Annotated in this window: 21 protein-coding genes; 11 read left to right on the plus strand and 10 right to left on the minus strand. The window is 34.8% G+C overall.

Annotation, left to right across the window (positions count from 1 at the left end):
* Nucleotides 1–3 precede the first annotated feature (3 nt).
* Together NZ853_04740 and NZ853_04745 are read right to left on the minus strand one after the other, a co-directional pair.
* On the minus strand, nt 4–951 hold the full coding sequence (locus NZ853_04740; GenBank protein ID MCS7204981.1) for an MBL fold metallo-hydrolase: 948 nt from the start codon (nt 949–951) through the stop codon (nt 4–6).
* A 40-nt stretch (nt 952–991) separates the two neighbouring features.
* Nucleotides 992–1,828, minus strand: a complete 837-nt coding sequence (locus NZ853_04745) for a hypothetical protein (GenBank protein ID MCS7204982.1) — start codon at nt 1,826–1,828, stop codon at nt 992–994.
* A 27-nt stretch (nt 1,829–1,855) separates the two neighbouring features.
* Here NZ853_04745 and purS point away from each other — a divergent pair, with 27 nt between their 5' ends.
* The 4 genes from purS to NZ853_04765 are packed head-to-tail and all read left to right on the plus strand — an operon-like array spanning nt 1,856 to nt 7,489.
* The gene (gene purS / locus NZ853_04750) at nt 1,856–2,179 is read left to right on the plus strand and encodes a phosphoribosylformylglycinamidine synthase subunit PurS (GenBank protein ID MCS7204983.1); all 324 of its coding nucleotides are present in this window, start codon (nt 1,856–1,858) and stop codon (nt 2,177–2,179) included.
* Entirely contained in the window at nt 2,176–2,829 is a 654-nt protein-coding gene (gene purQ, locus NZ853_04755; protein ID MCS7204984.1) for a phosphoribosylformylglycinamidine synthase subunit PurQ, read from the plus strand. Before purS ends, purQ begins: the two co-directional genes overlap by 4 nt.
* A 4-nt stretch (nt 2,830–2,833) precedes the next feature.
* Nucleotides 2,834–4,972 carry an NAD(+) synthase gene (gene nadE, locus NZ853_04760; GenBank protein MCS7204985.1) on the plus strand — a complete coding sequence of 713 codons (2,139 nt, stop codon included), beginning with the start codon at nt 2,834–2,836 and terminating at the stop codon, nt 4,970–4,972.
* Between the two features lie 30 nt (nt 4,973–5,002).
* The gene (locus NZ853_04765; GenBank protein MCS7204986.1) at nt 5,003–7,489 is read left to right on the plus strand and encodes a glycogen/starch/alpha-glucan phosphorylase; all 2,487 of its coding nucleotides are present in this window, start codon (nt 5,003–5,005) and stop codon (nt 7,487–7,489) included.
* On the opposite strand, the gene NZ853_04770 is transcribed toward NZ853_04765, so the two are convergent.
* Nucleotides 7,486–7,827, minus strand: a complete 342-nt coding sequence (locus tag NZ853_04770) for a hypothetical protein (protein MCS7204987.1) — start codon at nt 7,825–7,827, stop codon at nt 7,486–7,488. The two genes, NZ853_04765 and NZ853_04770, sit on opposite strands and share 4 nt — an antisense overlap.
* A gap of 82 nt (nt 7,828–7,909) precedes the next feature.
* Between NZ853_04770 and NZ853_04775 the strand changes: the two genes are divergently transcribed.
* On the plus strand, nt 7,910–8,305 hold the full coding sequence (locus tag NZ853_04775) for a hypothetical protein (GenBank protein ID MCS7204988.1): 396 nt from the start codon (nt 7,910–7,912) through the stop codon (nt 8,303–8,305).
* On the opposite strand, the gene NZ853_04780 is transcribed toward NZ853_04775, so the two are convergent.
* Nucleotides 8,302–8,634 carry a hypothetical protein gene (locus NZ853_04780; GenBank protein MCS7204989.1) on the minus strand — a complete coding sequence of 111 codons (333 nt, stop codon included), beginning with the start codon at nt 8,632–8,634 and terminating at the stop codon, nt 8,302–8,304. The two genes, NZ853_04775 and NZ853_04780, sit on opposite strands and share 4 nt — an antisense overlap.
* 80 nt (nt 8,635–8,714) lie before the next feature.
* On the opposite strand from NZ853_04780, the gene aroE reads away from it, so the two are divergent.
* The 5 genes from aroE to NZ853_04805 all read left to right on the plus strand — a co-directional run bounded on the left by aroE (nt 8,715) and on the right by NZ853_04805 (nt 13,940).
* Nucleotides 8,715–9,563, plus strand: a complete 849-nt coding sequence (gene aroE, locus NZ853_04785) for a shikimate dehydrogenase (GenBank protein MCS7204990.1) — start codon at nt 8,715–8,717, stop codon at nt 9,561–9,563.
* On the plus strand, nt 9,560–10,777 hold the full coding sequence (locus NZ853_04790; GenBank protein MCS7204991.1) for a Mur ligase family protein: 1,218 nt from the start codon (nt 9,560–9,562) through the stop codon (nt 10,775–10,777). Before aroE ends, NZ853_04790 begins: the two co-directional genes overlap by 4 nt.
* Nucleotides 10,774–12,186, plus strand: a complete 1,413-nt coding sequence (locus NZ853_04795) for an aminopeptidase P family protein (protein ID MCS7204992.1) — start codon at nt 10,774–10,776, stop codon at nt 12,184–12,186. Before NZ853_04790 ends, NZ853_04795 begins: the two co-directional genes overlap by 4 nt.
* Before the next feature lie 65 nt (nt 12,187–12,251).
* Entirely contained in the window at nt 12,252–13,232 is a 981-nt protein-coding gene (locus NZ853_04800; GenBank protein MCS7204993.1) for a prolipoprotein diacylglyceryl transferase, read from the plus strand.
* A gap of 45 nt (nt 13,233–13,277) precedes the next feature.
* The gene (locus NZ853_04805) at nt 13,278–13,940 is read left to right on the plus strand and encodes a hypothetical protein (GenBank protein ID MCS7204994.1); all 663 of its coding nucleotides are present in this window, start codon (nt 13,278–13,280) and stop codon (nt 13,938–13,940) included.
* Here NZ853_04805 and NZ853_04810 read toward each other — a convergent pair.
* The 5 genes from NZ853_04810 to NZ853_04830 are packed head-to-tail and all read right to left on the minus strand — an operon-like array spanning nt 13,882 to nt 17,991.
* Nucleotides 13,882–14,736 (minus strand): hypothetical protein, encoded by an 855-nt coding sequence (locus tag NZ853_04810; GenBank protein MCS7204995.1) that lies wholly within the window; start codon nt 14,734–14,736, stop codon nt 13,882–13,884. The two genes, NZ853_04805 and NZ853_04810, sit on opposite strands and share 59 nt — an antisense overlap.
* Nucleotides 14,737–14,774: 38 nt before the next feature.
* On the minus strand, nt 14,775–14,981 hold the full coding sequence (locus NZ853_04815) for a cation transporter (GenBank protein ID MCS7204996.1): 207 nt from the start codon (nt 14,979–14,981) through the stop codon (nt 14,775–14,777).
* A gap of 6 nt (nt 14,982–14,987) precedes the next feature.
* Complete coding sequence (locus NZ853_04820; GenBank protein ID MCS7204997.1) at nt 14,988–16,301, minus strand: TRAP transporter large permease subunit; 1,314 nt, start codon at nt 16,299–16,301, stop codon at nt 14,988–14,990.
* Nucleotides 16,298–16,873, minus strand: a complete 576-nt coding sequence (locus NZ853_04825) for a TRAP transporter small permease subunit (protein MCS7204998.1) — start codon at nt 16,871–16,873, stop codon at nt 16,298–16,300. Before NZ853_04825 ends, NZ853_04820 begins: the two co-directional genes overlap by 4 nt.
* Nucleotides 16,874–16,893: 20 nt before the next feature.
* Nucleotides 16,894–17,991 (minus strand): TRAP transporter substrate-binding protein, encoded by a 1,098-nt coding sequence (locus NZ853_04830; GenBank protein ID MCS7204999.1) that lies wholly within the window; start codon nt 17,989–17,991, stop codon nt 16,894–16,896.
* A gap of 83 nt (nt 17,992–18,074) precedes the next feature.
* On the opposite strand from NZ853_04830, the gene NZ853_04835 reads away from it, so the two are divergent.
* Complete coding sequence (locus NZ853_04835) at nt 18,075–19,436, plus strand: hypothetical protein (GenBank protein MCS7205000.1); 1,362 nt, start codon at nt 18,075–18,077, stop codon at nt 19,434–19,436.
* On the opposite strand, the gene NZ853_04840 is transcribed toward NZ853_04835, so the two are convergent.
* The gene (locus NZ853_04840; protein MCS7205001.1) at nt 19,422–20,567 is read right to left on the minus strand and encodes an alkaline phosphatase; all 1,146 of its coding nucleotides are present in this window, start codon (nt 20,565–20,567) and stop codon (nt 19,422–19,424) included. The two genes, NZ853_04835 and NZ853_04840, sit on opposite strands and share 15 nt — an antisense overlap.
* Nucleotides 20,568–20,688 lie beyond the last annotated feature (121 nt).

Consider the following 20,688-nt stretch of genomic DNA (forward strand, 5'->3'; position numbering starts at 1 on the left):
GCATTAGGTTTTCTTTTTTCGTTGGGCTGCGTAAACAATCCCCATGGCGTTTAGTTCTGCATCCATCTCGAATAAGAAACGGCGTTCCTCAGTTTCCATCATTCCCAGTTGTTTCAATTTTGTCCTGAAATATTCCATGAGTTCGTTTTTGACCTGTTGATGTTGTTCTTCTTGGGATTTATTACTTTTTACGCACCAGTCAAGGAGCTCTTCTGAGAATTTGAGTCCTTCCTTGAGTTGGTTTTTGGCATTTTCTAGATCTTGAATCATGCCATAATGAGTTAAAAAAACCTTATCACATTTTGTCTCTAAGATTTTATCTATCGAAAGGTAGGCTTCTTGAGGATCGAAATCCGTGGGGGTCGTCGTTGGCACGATAAAAAGTCCTTTTTCTTGTAAAGCCGGGTATGCCAAGCCAAAAGAATCTCCACTGAATACGCCATTGGTTTTGGAGTCGTAGATCACGAAGTGATGGTTGGCATGACCTTTGGTATGCAAGAACTTCAATTTTCTTGATCCAAATGTAATTTCTTCTCCGTCTTCAATGACTTGAACTCGGCTTTCTTCTATCGGAAGGATTTCTCCATAAAGTTGTCTAAATCTTTCTTCCCCATAGACTTGGATGGAACTTTGGATCAAACGACTGGGATCGATCATGTGTCTTGCAGCCCTTGGGTGTGCTAAAAGCTTTGCGTTAGGAAAAAGTTCCATGAGTTTTCCTGCACCACCTGCATGATCCAAATGAACATGCGTAATAATTACATAATCAACATTCTCAAGCTTGATAGAAGAATTTTTCATTTCCTCTAAGATATAAGGAACCGCATAGTTGGTATTGGTTTCGATAATTGCTGCTCTATCTTCTTCTATCATTAAGTAGCAACAAGCAATTCCTTCTCTTACGTAGTGTGCATCGATGATTTTGATACTATCAACAGTCTGTGTTTGCATAAGGAAAAAATATCATAGAACAAATAAAGGCAAACAAAATTTAGAATTTTTCTTTTCTTAAAATATAAACTTCGTTGAACATGGGTATCCAAAAACCATAAGATTCCCTTTTTTCATTTACATAACAACCCACGGGGAAAGCTCTGATGGTTCGGTTTATGTCTTTTGTGTTTTCGATGATTTTTGGTTTTGATGGTTTAATGCATATCTCGGGATTTTTTTTATCCCATTCAGAACAATCATGATGCTGTTCAATGGTCTTTTCTTTTTTTATGTGAAGAAGAATTTGATTATCTTTGATTTCGTACGTTCCATATTGATACGTTTCAACAAGTGAAATCAATCTTCCTTCTTCATCAGCCACCATGTGAGAAAGATGATAATCGATTTCGCTATCATAATCTGCCATGTAATTTACAAACTGATCTTTGTCTTTGAATTTCCAATAAATATCATACCCTGCATGGGGAGTGCCATCACAAAGACCTATATCAATACCAAAAGTCAAATTACTAAGATTTGGAATTTTATTTTCTATTTTAGCAAACTCGGGAAGAAACGAAACAAACTCTTGTTGGACATACCCAATCTGGTTTTGGATTTCAATTTTTTTCCATTCGCTTAATGTATATGGATCATAAACTTTAACCCACTCTTCTTCTGAAATGCGAAATATGACTTTTGAGCTTAAATTCGGTTTTTCATAAACATAAATGGGATACTCGAAATTCAAATCTTTCAATCCAACTATTCCTATGTTAACAACATGGTCTGGGTTATTTTGATGGTTTTGATTTTGCTCAGGCTTCTCTTTACAATTGAATGTTCCAAAAAGAACAAACAAAAACAAAATCTTAAGAAAGACTAACCTTAACATATAAAGAAAAAAACATGGATAAATCCTTTGTCAAGTGATCGCATAGTTAATTTTGTTTGTCATGGATTTAAACCAAAAAAAGTTGTTTTTGTGTTCGAAGTTCGTATTTATATAACACTTAAAGAATCTGTTTTGGATCCGCAAGGAATGACTATCTTAAAAAGCCTTAAAGATTTAGGATACCATCAAGTGGAGAATGTTCGCATGGGGAAATTCCTTCAACTTTGGATCAATGAAACCAATCCTGAAGTAATAAAAACCATGACAGATGAAATGTGTAAAAAGCTCTTAGTGAACGAAGTAATTGAAACCTATCATTACGAAATCATATCCCATACTACAAAAAAGTGAAAGCAGGTGTTATTACTTTTCCTGGTTCAAACTGTGATCGAGATGTTCAATATGTTTTGGAGAATTTTTTTTCGATTAAAACTTCCATTTTATGGCATAATCAAACTTTTGATGATAAAGGCTATGATTTGATAGTTCTTCCTGGGGGATTTTCTTATGGGGATTATCTTCGCTGTGGTGCTATAGCCAAATTATCCAAAGCCATGAATTCTGTTTATGAACATGCAAAAAAAGGAAAACCCATTTTGGGGATTTGTAATGGTTTTCAAATTCTTTGTGAGGCAAAACTCCTTCCCGGAGTTCTGATACGAAATCAAAATTTACTCCACATAGCAAAAGACGTCCCTATCGTAAAAGGAAATTTTGAACCTTTTCAGCATTTATCTCGAACTTATTGGATACCAGTTTCCCATTCGGAAGGAAATTACTATGCCGATGAGGAAACAATCAAACAGCTCAAGGACGAAGGAAGGATCGCTTTTTATTACGAAATCAATGTTAATGGCTCAAAGGAAAATATCGCGGGTATCTTGAGTGAAAACAAAAAAATCTTGGGTATGATGCCACACCCTGAAAGAGCCACCGATCCTCTAAACGGAAAAACAGACGGCTATATCCTATTAAAAGCCATACTTGATGCCTTATTATGATTTTATGATTCTCATAGGAGTTTCATTAAACCAAACAGCTCTGGACTGGGATGGAAATTTAGAAAGAATCCTTTTCTCGTTGGATTTCATCAAAGAGAAGTTTTCTTTTGATAATACGGCGAAAGTTGTTTTGTTCCCAGAACTTACGATTTCGGGCTATGGTTGTGAAGACGGTTTTTTGATGTCATACACAAAAACAAAATCATTAGAAAATTTATATCTAATCATAAATCATACCAAACAATTACCAAATACTTTAGTTTTTGTTGGACTTCCTTTTTACATGAGGGGAAATCTATACAACACAATGGCAGCGATTTATAGTGGTGAGCTCTTGGCTATTGTTCCAAAAAGTTATTTGGCTGGTGAGGGTATTCATTATGAACCCCGATGGTTCGTGCCATATAAAGCCAATTGGAAAAGGATACAACATGAAATTTACAAAAAAGAGTTTGGTTTTTACTTCGGTCAGGGAATATTTGAATTTGCTAACATCCGGATGGTTATTGAAATTTGCGAAGATAGTTGGGTAGTTCATCGTCCTTCTTTGCGTTTTTATGGTCATGATTTGGATTTGATTTTGAATCCTTCCGCTTCGCATTTTGCTTTGGGAAAGCACAATATCAGAAAAAACATTGCGATCACTATTTCGCAATATCAATATAGTTATTACTTAAGTGTGAATTTGTTGGGGAATGAAGCAGGGAAAGCCATCTACGATGGAAGTATTCTTCTTTCTTTGAATGGAAAAATGCTCTATGAAAATGAACGCTTCAGCTTTTCAGATGTTGTGATTCGAAGTTTTAACTTGGATTTTCGGGAGGTACACAACAAACGAGATCGCATATATTCACGTAGAAATGATAGAAAAAAAACAAAACAAATTGAAATCTTAAAAATTCCTTTGTTATCTCAAAAAAGACCCATATTTGAAGCTACAATTCAAACCGAAGAAACAAAAATAAAAAACGAAAATTTTATTCTCATTGACTATAGTCATGTATCACAACTGCCTTTGATTGAGAATCAACACCAAAATGAATACCAAGAATTTTTGGATGCAGAAAGGCTTGGATTATTTGATTATTTAAGAAAAACCCAAAATCAAGGATTTACGATTTCTTTATCGGGTGGAGCTGATTCTTCTGTTTGTGCCATTTTGGTATACCAAATGGTTCGAAAAGCTGTCATAGAAATGGGAATAAAAAATTTCCTAAAGAAATCGAAACTGCCAATATCCTTGGAAGACTTCTCTTCACTTACAGAAGAAGAACAAATCAAATCCCTTATGCCCAAAGTATTACATACAATCTATCAAAAAACAAAGCAAAACTCAGAACAGACTTTTCTATTGGCAAATGAATTAGCAGAAGAAATCCAAAGTGATCATTTTAATTTAGATATTCAAAATGTGTTTGAGTTTTTGATGGATCATTTAGAAAAAACTTTTTCGATTCAGTTTGATTGGGAAAAGCATGATTTGATTTTACAAAACCTACAATCTCGCATCCGAAGTCCCATCGTTTGGACCTTAGCCAATTTGACCCACTCAATCTTGTTAACAACTTCGAATCGAAGTGAAGCAAGTGTAGGTTACTCAACGATGGATGGTGATACTTCTGGGGGACTCGCTCCAATTGCTGGCGTTGATAAACCTTTTCTTTTAGGATTTTTGGAATTTATTTCGAAATATACGGATAAATACACCAAGCCCATCAAGACTGCTCAGAAGATTGCCAACCAGCCACCATCAGCAGAATTACGACCATTGGAAAAAAAACAAACAGACGAAAAAGACCTCATGCCTTATCCATTGTTAGCCATGATTGAAAAATTAGCAATCGAAGAACTTCTTTCTCCTGAGGAAATCAAAACAAAACTACTGAACTACAAAACAAAAAAACTCCCTCAAATACAATATTCCCTCCCCTATTTCGAGAAGTTTCTTATAGTGTTAGAAAACATCTCAGAGTCTCAATTAGATAATTACATTAATACCTTTTTTCGTTTGTGGCAGCAATCTCAATGGAAACGAGAGAGATTTGCTATTTCTTTTCATATAGATAGCTATAATGTGGATCCAAGAGGATGGTTTCGTTATCCTGTCATATCGAAAGCACCAAAAATTAAAAAAAATAATTGACACAAGAAGATTATTAATTGAATTTTTGCTATGTTATCAATAGAAAGTAAACTTGCAACTCTACTTCGAGAAAAAACAAAAATCGATAAAGAATCTTTTACAAAACATCTTGTTCATCATTTAGAGTACACTGTAGGAAAGTATGTTTATAACACCCATGAAAAAGACATCTTTTTAGCATTAGCGTATACAATTAGAGATTATCTTATCGATAGATGGAATGAAATAAGTGAAATTTATAAAAAACAAAAAGCAAAAAAAGTCTATTATCTATCCATGGAATTTTTGATGGGGAAAATGCTAAAAGCTAATTTAATCAACTTAGGACTCTATGATTTAGCAAAAGAAATAAGTAGGGAATTAGGCTTTGATTTAGAAAAAATTTTTGAAGAAGAACCAGATGCAGGTTTAGGAAATGGAGGTTTGGGAAGGCTTGCTGCTTGTTTTTTAGATAGTTTGGCTTCGTTGGATTACCCTGCAACTGGCTGTGGTCTTTTGTATGAGTATGGCATTTTTGAACAAAAAATTTATCAAGGAAACCAAGTAGAACATCCTGATCACTGGTTAGAAATTCCTAGTCCATGGCTCATCCAAAGAAGAGAATATATATATCCAATTGGATTTTATGGAAGGGTTGAGGAATATGTTGATTTTCATGGAGTAAAAAGAAGAAAATGGATACCCGACCAACAGGTCTATGCTCAAGCTTATGATATGCTTATTCCAGGGTTTCAAACGAACACAGTTGTGAATTTACGTTTATGGAAAGCAGAAGCATCGAAAGAATTTGATTTTAATTTTTTCAGTCATGGGGATTATGTAAAAGCTGTCCAAGAGAAGATTTTTTCAGAAAATATTACCCAAGTGCTTTATCCAAATGATAATAACCTTCAAGGAAGAGAGTTAAGATTAAAGCAAGAATATTTTTTAGTCTCCGCTACCATACATAATGCCTTGGTAGAAGTTTTTTATGAATATGGAGAAGAGACATTAGATCATAGCAAAATTCCTGAGAGAATCTTTTTTCAATTGAATGATACCCACCCTGCTATTGGTATCGCAGAATTCATCAGGATTCTGGTTGATGATCACAAGCTTGATTTCAAATACGCCTGGGATTTGGCAAAACAATGCTTTGGATATACGAATCATACTGTCATGCCTGAGGCATTGGAAAAATGGGATGTGGATTTACTACGCTATTTACTTCCAAGACACTTAGAGATTATTTATGAAATGAATCACTATTTCTTGCAAGAACTTCGTCAAAAAGGAGTGAGTGAAGATATAATAAGAAATGTTTCTTTTGTTGAGGAAACACTTCCTAAAAAGATTCGCATGGCAAATTTAGCTATCGTAGGATCAAAGATCACAAATGGTGTTTCCGAAATCCACACAGACATATTAAAGAAAAAAGTTTTCAAAGACTTTTATCAACTCTTTCCAGAAAAATTCCAAAACAAAACAAATGGAATTACTTTTCGTCGATGGTTGTTTAGTGCTAATGAAGAATTAGTAAAGTTAATCCAAGAAGCGATTGGAACAGATTGGATGAAGGATTTTACTTTATTAAGAAAACTTGAGAATTATCTCGATGATAATCAATTTTTAAAAAAGTTCAAAGATATAAAGTATCAAAAGAAACTACAGTTGACAAAGTATATTTATAACACTTTAGGAATCAAAATTGATCCCCAAAGTATCTTTGACATCCATGTAAAAAGAATTCATGAATATAAGCGTCAGCATTTAAACTTGATGAGAATTATTAACGATTATTTCTATTTGAAAGAAAATCCTGATGCTGCTTATTATCCGAAGGTGTTTATTTTTAGTGGTAAGGCAGCTCCAGGTTATTATCGAGCAAAGCTAATAATCAAGCTTATTCATGCTGTTGCTGATAAAGTCAATCATGATAGAGACATCGGAGATAAAATGAAAGTAGTATTTTTACCCAATTATGGGGTGTCTTTAGCTGAGCTCATCATCCCAGCAGCAGATATATCTGAGCAAATTTCAACTGCGGGAACTGAAGCCTCTGGCACAGGGAATATGAAGTTCATGCTCAACGGGGCATTAACCATTGCTACCCTCGATGGAGCAAACATTGAGATGCTCGAAGAATTAGGACACGATAACATTTATATTTTCGGAAAGACCATTCAAGAGTTAGATGAATTACGACCCAAATATAACCCTGTCGAAATCTATAAAAAAGACGAAGTAATCAAGAAAATACTTGATTCTATTTTTTATAATGTATTCAATCCATCGAGACCAGGAGAATTCCAAGAACTATTCCATGCTTTAACCTATGGTGGAGATGTTTATTTTCTTTTGGCGGACTTTCATGATTATTGGAAAACTCACAGAACGATAGAAAATGATTTTCAGAATGAAAAAGAGTGGACTCGAAAAATGGTAATCAATACTTCGAGGTCTGGAAGATTTTCTTCGGATCGAACCATTGAGCTATATGCAAAAGAGATTTGGGGACTAAAACCGATCCAAAACTAAGGGATTTCTTTTTTCTTTCCATAAAAATAAATACCTTGTTTGATGATTAAACCCTTTTCGTAAAGATTTTGGGCGATGTCTGCAATACTTTTGAGGGCTTCTTGGGAATGAAGGTTTTGGGAGTCTTTTTCTCTTTCAATGGCAAAGAACAATAACTTTTTTTGTTTTTCGTTCAAGATACTTAACAACGTTGCTGATAGTCTCGGATCCATCACAGGAAAAGCAGTGGCTAAAACATTCAAAGGAGTTTCTTGCAATACGTAATATAAAGCTAAACTATCAAAAAAAAGTAAATCTTTTATTTGTATGGAATTTTGGTTGAATTTGTTTTCTTTCATGTTTCTTTGTATTTCGATAACTAAAAGAAAACCTTTGTTTCACTTTTATCAAGTTTTTTTGTTATAATCCGAGTTTTTAGGTATGAAAAAGAAATTCTTATTGTTTATTTTGGCTTTACTTTCTTTTGGATTGAATGCCGAAACAAGGATTTATTATTACAATGGAGCAATCCAAGATTTTGTTCAAAAATTCATCGATGAGCTTTCTGAGTCAAAACTCAAATTTCAAATTGTTAAATACTATAATGAGAATACCGATGGAGTTTTAGGGTTTCGAATGTTGATTTTGCCCGGAAGAAGATTAGTGGATATAAGAATCATTGATGATCATCAAAAAACCACAATCGTAAAAATTTTTTATGAAAATCCATGGGATGGGAAAATGTTTCATGACATGTTCACAAAACTCAAACTAAAAGAACAAGGAAATCAGAATTTTGATGATTCGTTGCCGCCGGGTTGGCCAAGAATTAACTAATCTCTGCGTTCTCGATCATGATTTACGTAATTGTATAACCACAAAATCCCAAAAGCTCCAATAAAAGCGGTGATTAAGTTCACACGAACAAAAAAGCTTTCACCGAACTTGGGACTCATAAGCCAATTTACTAAAGGAATAAACCATGAGCCAGAAAGTAAAGTAATCAAAACAGCACCAATAAAGCCAATTATCCAAGCTCCGATAAGTTTACCGGGCAAAGCTTTTCGTTTATAGACAAAATAATACCATGCTCCAATGAAAGACACAATAGAGTAAGCTATGATTTCTGCAATGTATTGTAGAATTTGTATGATGGTATCATCCATAATAATGGCTCCTCAATGATTTCTAACGAGATTAAAAGATTGTCATTAAGAGACAATAAAATTTTCTGATTTATCACTTTATGAATATCGATGGTGAAACAAAAGTATATGGTATCATTGGAAATCCTTTATCCCATAGTTTAAGTCCCATCATCCATAATCACATATTTTCACATTATAAAATGAATGCTGTATATATTCCTTTTGCTGCAGAACTCAACAAAAACGAAAAAAAATATATTCAAACATTATTAAAAAACTTTCACGTTCAGGGTCTATCAGTAACGATTCCCTATAAAAGTTTTGCTTATGAAATTGCACATCTGCATGATGAGATTTCGAAATTCACTCATGCAAGTAATACATTGATGTTTAAAGATCAAAAGATTATGGCTTACAATACTGATGGCATTGGAGCTCTACGTGCATTACAAAAAGTGTCATCTCTTCATGACAAATCAATTTTGATTTTGGGTTATGGTGGATCCTCAAGTGCCATAACAGGAGCCTTGATCCACTACGAAAAACCCAAAAGAATCGTCATCACAGGAAGAGACCCCAAAAAAGGAAAAAACTTCCTCAAGAAATTTAAGGGACACCCAGTGGAGTTCATCGAAAACGAAAAATTAGAAGACAACTACGAAATCATCATAAACACAACACCTATTGGAATGAAAAACTTTCCAGAAAAAAAATTGTTTATCGATGAAGGCTTGATTAACAAAGATCAAGTTGTGATGGATATTGTGTATAATCCCATCGAAACTCCCCTATTGAAGCTGGCAAAAAAAAAGAAAGCAACAGTAATTGAAGGTTATTGGATGTTTCTTTATCAGGCAATCTATCAAAGCGAGCTCTTTATAGAAAAAAAAATTGAAGAACCTCTCATTCAAAAAATCAAGCAGTTAATCCTAAAAAACTTAAAATGACTTTTTTTGAAGAGGATCTAAACAAAAGAGTCAATCCAGAGAAATCACGAAACTTTTCAGAAGCATTTTACGAGGAACATCTATTAATTTTAAAAAAAATTTATAAAAAAATTCAAATTTTATTTCCCATCAAGCCATTAAAAATTAGCATCGTAGGAACCAATGGGAAAGGTTCTACAGGAAGTTTTTTGTCTCAGTTATTTTATCTTGATGGTGATACTGTTGGACTTTATACTTCTCCCCATTTAGTTTCCATTACGGAAAGAATTCAAATCCAGCAAAAGAGCTTGGATATCCAAACCCTAAACTTTTACTACCAAAAGTTTTTTGAAACGATATTACAACCAGAATTTTTAGATGAATACCAAAAACTTACGTATTTTGAAGCACTTACAATTTTTTGTGTGTATTTGTTTTATGAGAAAAATCTTCAAGTTCAAATTTACGAGGCGGGTTTAGGTGGAAGGCTTGATGCAACCAAGATAGTAGAACCGGAGGTAGTGATTTTAACTACCATCAAGTTGGATCACACAAAGATCTTAGGATCTACCCACGAGAAAATCCTAAAAGAAAAATTGGGAATTATCTCTTTAAATACGAAAAAGCTTTTTATCGGAGATCAACAGCTAAGACCCTATATAGAAAAAATTCCCATAAATGTTGAGAAAATTTACTATTTTTGTTTACGACCGCATTGGATCTATTTAGAAAATTTCAAGGGTTTTGCCTGTTTTGTTTTTGAAAATCTGAAAGAAAAAAAAGTATCTCTAAAAGTTTATCGGGAGCTCAAGAGCCCTCAAGGACGTTTGGAAATACACAAAATCCAAAATCAGTATTTTATTTATGATGTTGCTCATAATGTTTCAGCAATTTATTTTTTTTTGGTTTCATTAAAGAAAAAATTTGCTGAACTTGGTCCCGAGAATTCTCTTTTTTTGGTGGGTTTTTTGAAGGATCGAAGTTATAAAAATCTAAATCGGCTCTATCGTTGGACCAAAATCCAAAGTTTTGTTTCCAACCCAGTGATTGTAGGAAAGCCTGAGTTTTTAGAACAAAATACCTCTCAAAATCAAGTTCTTTACTTCCATGATTTAAAGGAATTTATAGAAAACATAAAAGAAAAAAAATTCATTATTTTTTGTGGAAGTTTTCGTCTTTATGTATTATTTGGAGAAATCATTAATTACCAAAAAAAAGCACTTACGGAAACATGATGGCAGAATCGAAAATCAACTGGCAAGTTCCGAGAAAATTGTATTTTCCGATACCAAAAGAAGAACTCCAACAAAGGATTTCGAGGCTGCAGAATTTTTTAGATAGGAATTCCGTTTGTGTTGTGATTTCGGCTATCCCCACTCTGTCGTATGATTCGATTTATTACCGTTTTCGCCAAAATACGGATTTTTTTTATTTAACAGGGTTGGAGATTTCTCCTGCGGCATTGATAATCACACCTGAGAATGTGATCTTGTTTTACAATGAACCAAAATCTGAGGATGAAATTTGGACCGGTGTCAAACCCAATCATCAAGAGATTCGTTCTTATTTAGAATTTATTGAAAATGTATATCCTTATGATTCCTTTAAGGTCAAGCTCTTTGATTTTTTAGAAAACAAAAAAAGAGTTTATTTTCCTTTTGGAGTGAATGAAGAGTTAGATCGTTATTTTTTTCAAAATCTTGAATACAAAATCCGAAGGGGAAGAGCTAATGTTTATTTCCCTACGAGGATTTTTCATTCATATGAGTTATTTTTTGAACTTCGTATCAAAAAATCAGAATACGAAATCCAAGAGATACAATCCATCATGGAAATTACAAAAGAAGGATTTTACCAAGTATGGAAAAATTTAAAAACATGCCAGTATGAATATGAACTTGAATCCATACTAATTGAAACCTACAAAAAACATGATGCTCAACCTGCTTATCCGCCCATTGTTGCTCAGGGGGAAAATGCCTGTATCCTTCACTATGTCCAAAACCGAGATAAGCTAAACCCACAAAACTTAATTCTGATTGATTCAGGTGCCAGTAAACATTATCTAAATACTGATATTACGAGAACCTTTCCTAAAAGTGGAAAATTTATCTCTATCCAAAAGATGCTCTATGAAGTAGTTTTGGAGGCTCAAAGGAAAGCTATCGAAGTATCCCAAATCGGAAGTTGTTTTGAAGATGTACACTACTCTGCTTTACTGGTGCTTATTGATTTCCTAAAACAAGAAAAAATCCTTCAGGGTTCGATAGAAGAAATCATCGTAAAAGAACTTTATAAACCATACTTCATGCATCGGATTGGTCATTGGTTGGGTTATGATGTTCATGACAAGGGATTTTATCTTTTCCCTTTCAAGAAAAAGCATGATCGTATCTGCCGAAGTCAATATTACCAAAGATTTCATCAAAAACCATCACCGCCTTATAGAAAGTTCGAAGAAAACATGATTTTGACGATTGAACCCGGGTTGTATTTTTCTCATGGTTTGGAGGTTCCAGAAGAATGGAAAGGGATTGGAATACGAATAGAAGATAATATTTTGATTTCAAAAGGAGTTCCAAGGGTTTTGTCAGAATCCATTCCCAAAACCATTCCAGAACTCGAAAATCTAATCGAATCGTAATTTTTTGACAAGGAATCTAAAAATATTTAGTTGTTAAAAATTCAAAATCCAAAAGAGTGTGATTTATGATTGCAGAAATCCCACTTGGCTTTACTATTCCTGGAACTTCCATCAATTCCATCTCTACGTTTAGTTTAATGATGATGTTGGCTTTTTTAGTAGGTTCGTATTTAGCCGCTAAAGAAGCCATGAGGAAAAACTTAGACTCTAAAGCCGTAGAAACCCATGTGTTTTTATCAGTAATCGGAACCATCATTGGAGCAAAGATTGGATTTGTTTTTGAGGTTTGGGAAAGGATTTGGATACCTGATCCTGAAGGCTTTTGGACTACCCTTAAATACGTTTTGTTTTATTTTCATGGCATGGGAGAAAAATACCCTGGAATTGCCGTTGGCTTGTGGGAGTCTCTTTTTAGTCGTGGTGGTTTGGTGTTTTATGGAGGAGTTTTTGGAGCAGCTCTATTTATCTACATTCATATAAAAATCAAAAAACTTGATACTTGGACGTATGGAGACATCTACTCTATGATGTTAGCGATTGGTTATGGAATTGGTAGAATGGGTTGTTTAATTAGTGGTGATGGTTGTTATGGCTATGCCTCGAATGTTGACATTCCTTTGCTTACAATGGTCTACGGACCCAAATCTGTGATGAGCACTATGGGGGTTCGGGTTTGGAATACTCCCTTGATGGAAGCTGTTTTGAGTTGGATTTTATTTGCTTGGATGTGGTTCAAAGGACGTCACATGAATTTCAAACCCGGCTTTATGACAGCTCTCTTGATGATCTACAACGGCATTGCAAGGTTTTTGGTTGAGTTTCTTCGCCTCAATGATGCTGTGATACCGATTTTACCTCATCCGAGTTATAACGGTCAGGATTTAATACATCATAATTTTTGGCCTGGAAATCCTCCGGCCTACTACTTCGAAAATTGGCATTGGTATGGATTCACCCAAAGTCAAATTGTCGGTATTGTGATTGCTATTGCCGGATTGATTTGGCTTTGGCGTGGAAAACTCTATCAAAGAGAGACTACAGCATAGATTAAAATTGAATTGTCTTGTTGTTGAAACAAAAAAAATCAATCTATGCAAAAAAGAAATGAACACATAAGAAAATTAGAATTGATTATAGAAAAAATTATCGAACAACCGGAACTCCATGCAAAATGGTTAAATACTTTGAGCTTTTTAGAACATTCGGGTTCCCGAAAAATCCACAAAGCAAACTTAGGAAAATACATAAACGAATCAATACTATCCCATGCAAGTGAAGAGGCACGTCATGCTTATTTTTTCAAAAGAATGATGAAGAAAGTTTTACCAGAGAAGAGCCAAGAAATGAATTATCGTTATAGCAATCTTTTGTTGGGTTTTCAAGCTTATCGCTATTTCCATGGATTGGATTTACAAGTATATCGATATTTCAAACAAAGCTATAAACGAGAAGACCTGCGTTTTATCTGCTATGCCTATGTTACGTATCTAATAGAAGAACGAGCAAGTTTGGTTTTTGGAATTTACGAAGAACGCTTAAAGAAAAAATTACCTGATATTTCCATTATGAGTGTCATCAAAGAAGAAGAAAAACATCTGAAAGAAATCTATGAACTACTTATTTCTTTTGATCCCAATCATTCTGAAAATCTGGCTTATCTTTCAGAAGTTGAAGCAAATCTTTTTGAACAATTCCTCACTCGTCTGGAAAAAAAGGTTCTTCTTTCCAGTGAGGATTCAGTGTTGGTTCAGTGAGAGGTTCGTAAGAAAAATCTTGATCATACATGCCTTTGACCTCGTCTAGCATCTTTTGTTTTATAGGGCGAGGTCGCCCTTCTTGGTTTAAAAACTGAGCAATGATTTCTAATTTTGTTTCTACTCGATTCAAATGTCGCTTGATGATACGTTCAAAATCCAATTGCTTATGGATAATTTCATATCGGTGGGTTTCTATCAAACCCAAATCCAACGTAAAAACGTAAGCACTTGCATTTTCTGCATATTCTTTGGCTTTCTGCCAGAATTTCAAAGCTTCGTTATAATACGTTCTTGCGATCAGGAAAGAAACTTCTAAATCATCCGCAACATCCAAATCATGAAAATACAAGTGCCTTTTATCGTATAAAGAACCCAAACGTAAATACATTCTTGTTAATAACAAATGAATTTCCATAAACATTAATAAACGGTATTTATGGTATTCTTCTTCGTTTTGGATTTTACACAGAGCATTTCTTGGATGTCGAAATTTTGATGAAAGCGCTAAGTATAGATAATAAATAGCCTCTTTGAGCTCTGGAACATTATAACCAATTTTTAGACCGTATAACAAGTAAAAATCCTCTAAAAACAAGGGTTGGAATTTCTTTTGATGATTAGGTATCCAGTCAGAAAATTTTACCCAACGACCTGATCGATCGTAGTAATAATTTAGACGTAACTCTCCGGATGGGTGCTGTGGATAGTAGGGATCCTTGAGTCCATAGGTTTCTGATGATAATTCGTTTGTAATAATGAGAAAAAATAAAATTACAATTAAAAATTTAAACACTAAATTAAAAATCGGAATTTTAAGAAAAATCCTGATACTCAAACTCGAATGGGGGTATAACCTGTATCTTCAATGGCTTGATAAATTTCCTCGAGTTGGATACGGTGTTCGTATTCCACTTCTACTTCTTTTTTTTGGTGATTGGCTTTTGCATTGATGACGTTGGGAATTTTTTTTACAGCATTTTCTACTGCCATTTCGCAATGGCGACAAGTCATACCTTCCACTTTGATAATGACTTTCATAGCATTTTAATAATTTACTATTTCAGGAAAAACGATCATAATGATGAGACCTATGAGTTGTATTATTATGAATGGCACAACTCCACGATAAATGTCCTGGATTTTGAGTTCTGGTGGAGCTACTCCTTTTAAATAAAACAAAGAAAACCCAAAAGGAGGTGTCAAAAACGATGTTTGGAGGTTCATTCCAATCATCACACCAAACCAAACCATGTCAATGTCTAACTTTATAGCGGCAGAGACCACCATGGGAACGACGATAAACACAATCTCAAAAAAATCAATGAAAAACCCCAAAATGAAAATCACAAAATTCACGAAAAACAAAAATCCCCACTTTCCTCCTGGAAGATTCGTAAGCAAATGATCAATCCAAACATCCCCATTGAAACCACGAAAGACTAAGGCAAATACGGTTGAGCCAATTAAAAGAAAAACCACCATAACTGTTAGTTTTGCGGTATCATCCATGGCTTCTTTGAGGTTTTTTAGATTGAGTTGCTTGTTAAGTGCGGCTAAAATCATTGCTCCGACTGCACCTAAGGCTCCAGCTTCTGTTGGAGTTGCAATCCCAGCGAAAATGCTTCCTAAAACCATCAGAATCAAAAACAAAGGAGGCAGGAGAACAAAAATTACTTTTTTGATGAGCTCCACTGTGGGGATATTACGAACTTCTTTAGGTAATGCAGGCACCAAATCAGGACGAACCAGTGCTACAATGATTATAAAAATAATGTACAATCCCGAAAGAAGAAGTCCTGGATACACGGAACCCAAAAACAAATCCCCGACAGACACACCCAATTGATCTCCTAATACCACCAAAACCACACTTGGAGGGATTACTTGTCCTAAGGTTCCTGAGGCACAAATCACCCCAGCTGAAAGTTCTTTTGAGTAATTGTATCTTAACATGATGGGAAGAGAAATCAAGCCCATAGCAACCACTGTGGCTCCTACAACACCTGTTGCAGCTGCAAGAAGAGTTCCTACAAAAACAACAGCGATTGCTAATCCACCTCGAAGAGGTCCGAAAAGCATTCCTATGGTTGTAAGCAGATTCTCAGCAAGCTTGGATTTTTCTAAAACTGTGCCCATGAAGATAAAAAACGGGATGGCAAGAAGAACATAATTGGACATGATACCAAAGAGTCTTTCAGGAAGTGTATTAAAAAAAGAAAAATCAAAAATACCAAGCAATATGCCAATGACAGAAAAGAAAATCCCAGTTCCTGCTAAAGCAAAAGCCACAGGATAACCACTGAACACAAAGATTAGTAATCCAATAAACATCAGAGGACCAAAAATGTTTTCCATCATATACTTTTCTCCGTAATAGGTCGATCTTCGGGGAATTCTTTATGAGTTTTTAGGTGAATATAATTTTTAATAAAATACGATATACCTTGTAGAAGTAAAAGAACAAAAGAGATGGGCACAAAAGTCTTCAAAGGAAAGCGAGGAAGTCCCCCGGGATCAGGGGACATCTCGAGAACCTTCCAAGAATTCACAACAGAGGGTATTGAAACCACAATCATCAATAAACTAAATGGCATGAGAAAAAAAAGAGTTCCAAAAAGATTGATTTTTGTTTTTACTTCATCCGAAAAACGATTGTAGAGAATGTCAATCTTGACATGAGCATTGTGAAGAAAGGCATAAGACCCTCCCAAAAGAAAAATCAAACTAAAAAGATACCACTGGGTTTCAATAAACGCATTCGAACTCAAATCCAATCCCAAATATTTACCCAAATATCTCGTGATAGCATTATATGCAGAAATGATGGTCATGATCCCAACAAGCCAAATGTGGAATCTACCTATCTTGTTAATAAAAGCATCGATTTTTGTTGATAGAGATATCAACTTTTCAAATTTCTGGTTTTCCATAGTTTTCCATAGAAATAAAGCTACTTCAAGTTAAAACCAAAACTTGCATAGGTTAGTTCTGTTGTTTTGAACCAATCGTTAATATCACCACGGAATTTTTTCCAAGAATCATAAACTTTTTTATATACTTTATCTTTTGATGCTAATTCTTCCATAATTTCTACTGATTTTTTATATGCTTCATTCATGATTTCATCAGAGAATTTTCGAAGTTGAACACCTTGTTTCAACATTTTTTGAAGTGCTTCTGGATTTTTGGCATCATACTTTGCGACCATATCAACATTTGCATATCCACATGCTGCTTCTAAGATTGCCTTGTAGTTTTCTGGCAAACTTTCCCAAGACTTTTTGTTCACTAAGAATGTTAGGGTTGTTCCAGGTTCCCACCAACCTGGGTAGTAGTAATACTTTGCTACTTTGTAAAATCCTAACTTCTCATCATCATATGGTCCTACCCACTCTGTAGCATCAATCGCTCCTCGCTCCAACGCTGGATATATGTCTCCTCCCGCCAACACCTGAACATTCACTCCCAAAGCACTCATCACCTTCCCACCTAACCCCGGTATCCTCATCTTCAATCCCTTTAGGTCTGCCAAAGTGTTGACTTCTTTTCGGAACCATCCCCCCATCTGAGCTCCTGTGTTTCCACCGGGAAAGTTGATGATGTTGAATTCACTGTAGATTTCACGTATAAGTTGAAGTCCACCTCCATGATAGAGCCAAGCGTTTTGTTGTCTTGCGGTGAGTCCGAAGGGAACTGCGGTATCGAAGGCTAAAGCTTCGCTTTTTCCTGTGAAGTAGTAGGAAGCGGTGTGAGCCATTTCGACGGAGGCGTTTTGGACAGCGTCCATGACTTGGAGACCTGGGACGAGTTCACCTGCTGGATAGACTCTGATGTTGAATTTTCCGTTGGTCATCTTGCGAACATATTCTGCCATCACCTCAGCACTACCGTAAATGGTATCTAAGCTACGAGGATAGCTCGAGACACAACGCCACTCAATTTTAGGAAGACTTTTGGCTTGTGAAAACAAATCCCTCAAAAGAAGAACACTACTACTTGTAAAAAATAACTTTTTAAGAAAGCCTTTTCGTGAAAACTCAAACTTCATAAAGACTCCCCACGAAAAGTCATGATAAAAGATAAAAATTTAGTTTCTTGGTTTCATGACAATAGAATTTTGAATCATTCTAAATGGAAATTGACTTTTTTTTAGAAGAATTAATCGATAAAGTTTTATATAAAAAAATTTATAAAATTTCTTCAATTTTTCATCAAAACCATTTTGAGTGTTATCTTGTTGGTGGTTTTTTGAGGGATGTTTTATTGAAGCGTGCTTATCGTTCAAAAGATATTGATATAGCCACCAATGCAAGACCAGAAGAGGTAAGCAAGTTATTTCACAAAGTCATTCCAACTGGGATCAAGCATGGCACCGTAACAATACTTTTCGAAGGTTTAAAAATAGAATGCACCACTTATCGCAAAGAAGGAATCTATCGAGATCATCGACATCCGGAAAAGATCGATTATGCAAAAACCATCTACGATGACCTGAGTAGACGAGACTTCACGGTCAATGCCTTTGCTTATGATGTTTTGAGAAACAAACTCATTGATTTATACAATGGCATGAGTGATCTTGAGAAAAAAATCCTTCGTTCTGTGGGTAATCCCATTGAGCGTTTTTTAGAAGACGGTCTTCGTCCAATACGAGCTCTGAGATTTCTTTCTACATTAGGATTCAAACTCGAGGACAAAACAGAATCTGCCATCAAGAACGAAGCTGTTCGAAAATCCATCCAAAGTATATCCATCGAAAGGTTTACGGACGAACTTTGGAAGTCTTTTCAAGCTAAACAAACTTCTTTCATGTTAAAGAAACTATATGAATTAAATCTATTAGAATTGTTTTTACCAGCTTCATTCTTAAAAATCAAAGAACCATCAAGGTATTGGTTTTTGTATTTGGATCAGTTTTCTAGTGATGTTTTCAAAATGGCACTTTGGTTTTGGAGTCATAAATTTTCTTCTTATGAAGTAGGAAAGCATTGGAAATTCTCCAACGAAAAAATCCAACACATTTCTTTATATATCACCTTGATAGAAGATTTTATCAAATATCATCCCTTTTCTGAATTCACAAGTGATGAAATAAATCACAAGCTCCTACAAGATTACTCAAAAATAGAAATCCAACGGAAACTCAGAGGCTTTCGAGAAATCTTGAGCAAAATCAAAAAAGAATTAGGTGAAAACTCATTAAAATTCCTAGATAACTTCAAAGAATGGTTTCTGCAAGAATCATTCAACTTGAATGAAAAAAAAATTCAAACTTCAAAACTACTTTTAGAGTTTTATCTGTGGTTGAAATTTTCTTTAGATAACGAACCTCTGGTTATTAAAGACTTAGCTGTAAATGGTATTGACCTACAAAAAGCAGGGTATCAAGGAAAAAAAATTGGGGAAAAACTACAAGACCTATTGAACTTAGTCTTGGAAAATCCCCAACACAACCAAAAAGACTTTTTGATTAGTAAATTAGTCAATCCATAGTACTTTGATTTTTTTGAAAATGTCTGTATTATCGTAAAAACCTTGAAAAACTTCGGCACCTGGTCCATGAGCAAATACGGGAACTAAAACCCCTGTGTGGCGTGTACTTGCAAATTTGGTTTGGAATTCCCATTGGTTAGGTTTCTTTGGATCAGGCTTACCGCTGGTGATGGTAAAACCGCCAGTTTCGTGATCTGAGGTTGCAATCACCAAGGTCTCTTTGTGCTTTTGAGCAAATTCTAACGCAACGCCAACAGCTCTATCAAAATCCAACATTTCTTCTAACAAATACGAAAAATTGTTATCATGGGATGCCCAATCAATTTGTGAACCCTCAACCATTAAAATGAAAGGTTTGTTCTTTGCCTCAAAGACTTCTAATGCTTTTCTTGTCATGACTTCTAACGCATCTTTGGGACGAGATTTCGAATAATCAGACCTTTTGGATAGATAATCATAATATTCTAAGTTTTTATTCAGCTCTGTTTTAATAGCAGGTGGAAGTCCATCCTTTGCCAGTAATGCTATGAACTTTTGATTTGGATCCTTCACACGAAAACGTTTTATCTCGCTTAAGTCATAAAATATGCGATAATTTTTTTCTTCTAATTTTTTGATTAAATCTATGCCATCGGGTCGGTTTTTAAAGTATTCAATACCACCACCAAAAGCAACGTCAGGTTCAATCTCAACCACATCCATTGCTAAATCATAATAATCTTCTCGATGTGGAGCATGAGCCAGAAACACCGCTGGAGTTGCATGAACAATCGAAGATGTCACCACTACTCCAAAAGCATATCCTTTTTCTTTAGCATACTCCATAATGGTTTTGATGGGTTCCTTTTGCATGTTGACCGAAATTCCATTGTTGTAGGTTTTTTGTCCAGTTGCGATGGCAGTTCCAGCGGCAGCTGAGTCAGTAATTAAGTTATCCAAAGAATGGGTCGTTGTAAAACCAATGTGCTGGAACTTCGTTATGTTCAAATGTTTGTTAGAGCTATACATCGCAGCTGAGATGTGTCCAATCCCCATTCCATCACCAATAAGTAAAATTACATTCTTTGGCTTTGTATTGTATATGAGTAGTAAGGGCAAAATCAAGATGAGAAATATTGATTTTTTCTTCATGTTTAACGCATTAAACTAACAGAAAAACTTGTAAATTTCAATTTATGTAAAAATCTTTACAAAAAAGTAAAAAAGAGAAAAACTAGGAATTTTATAAAGCTGTTTGACTAAATATTGAAAA

It is taken from the genome of Leptospiraceae bacterium, assembly GCA_025059995.1.
Classification (GTDB): domain Bacteria; phylum Spirochaetota; class Leptospiria; order Leptospirales; family Leptonemataceae; genus SKYB61.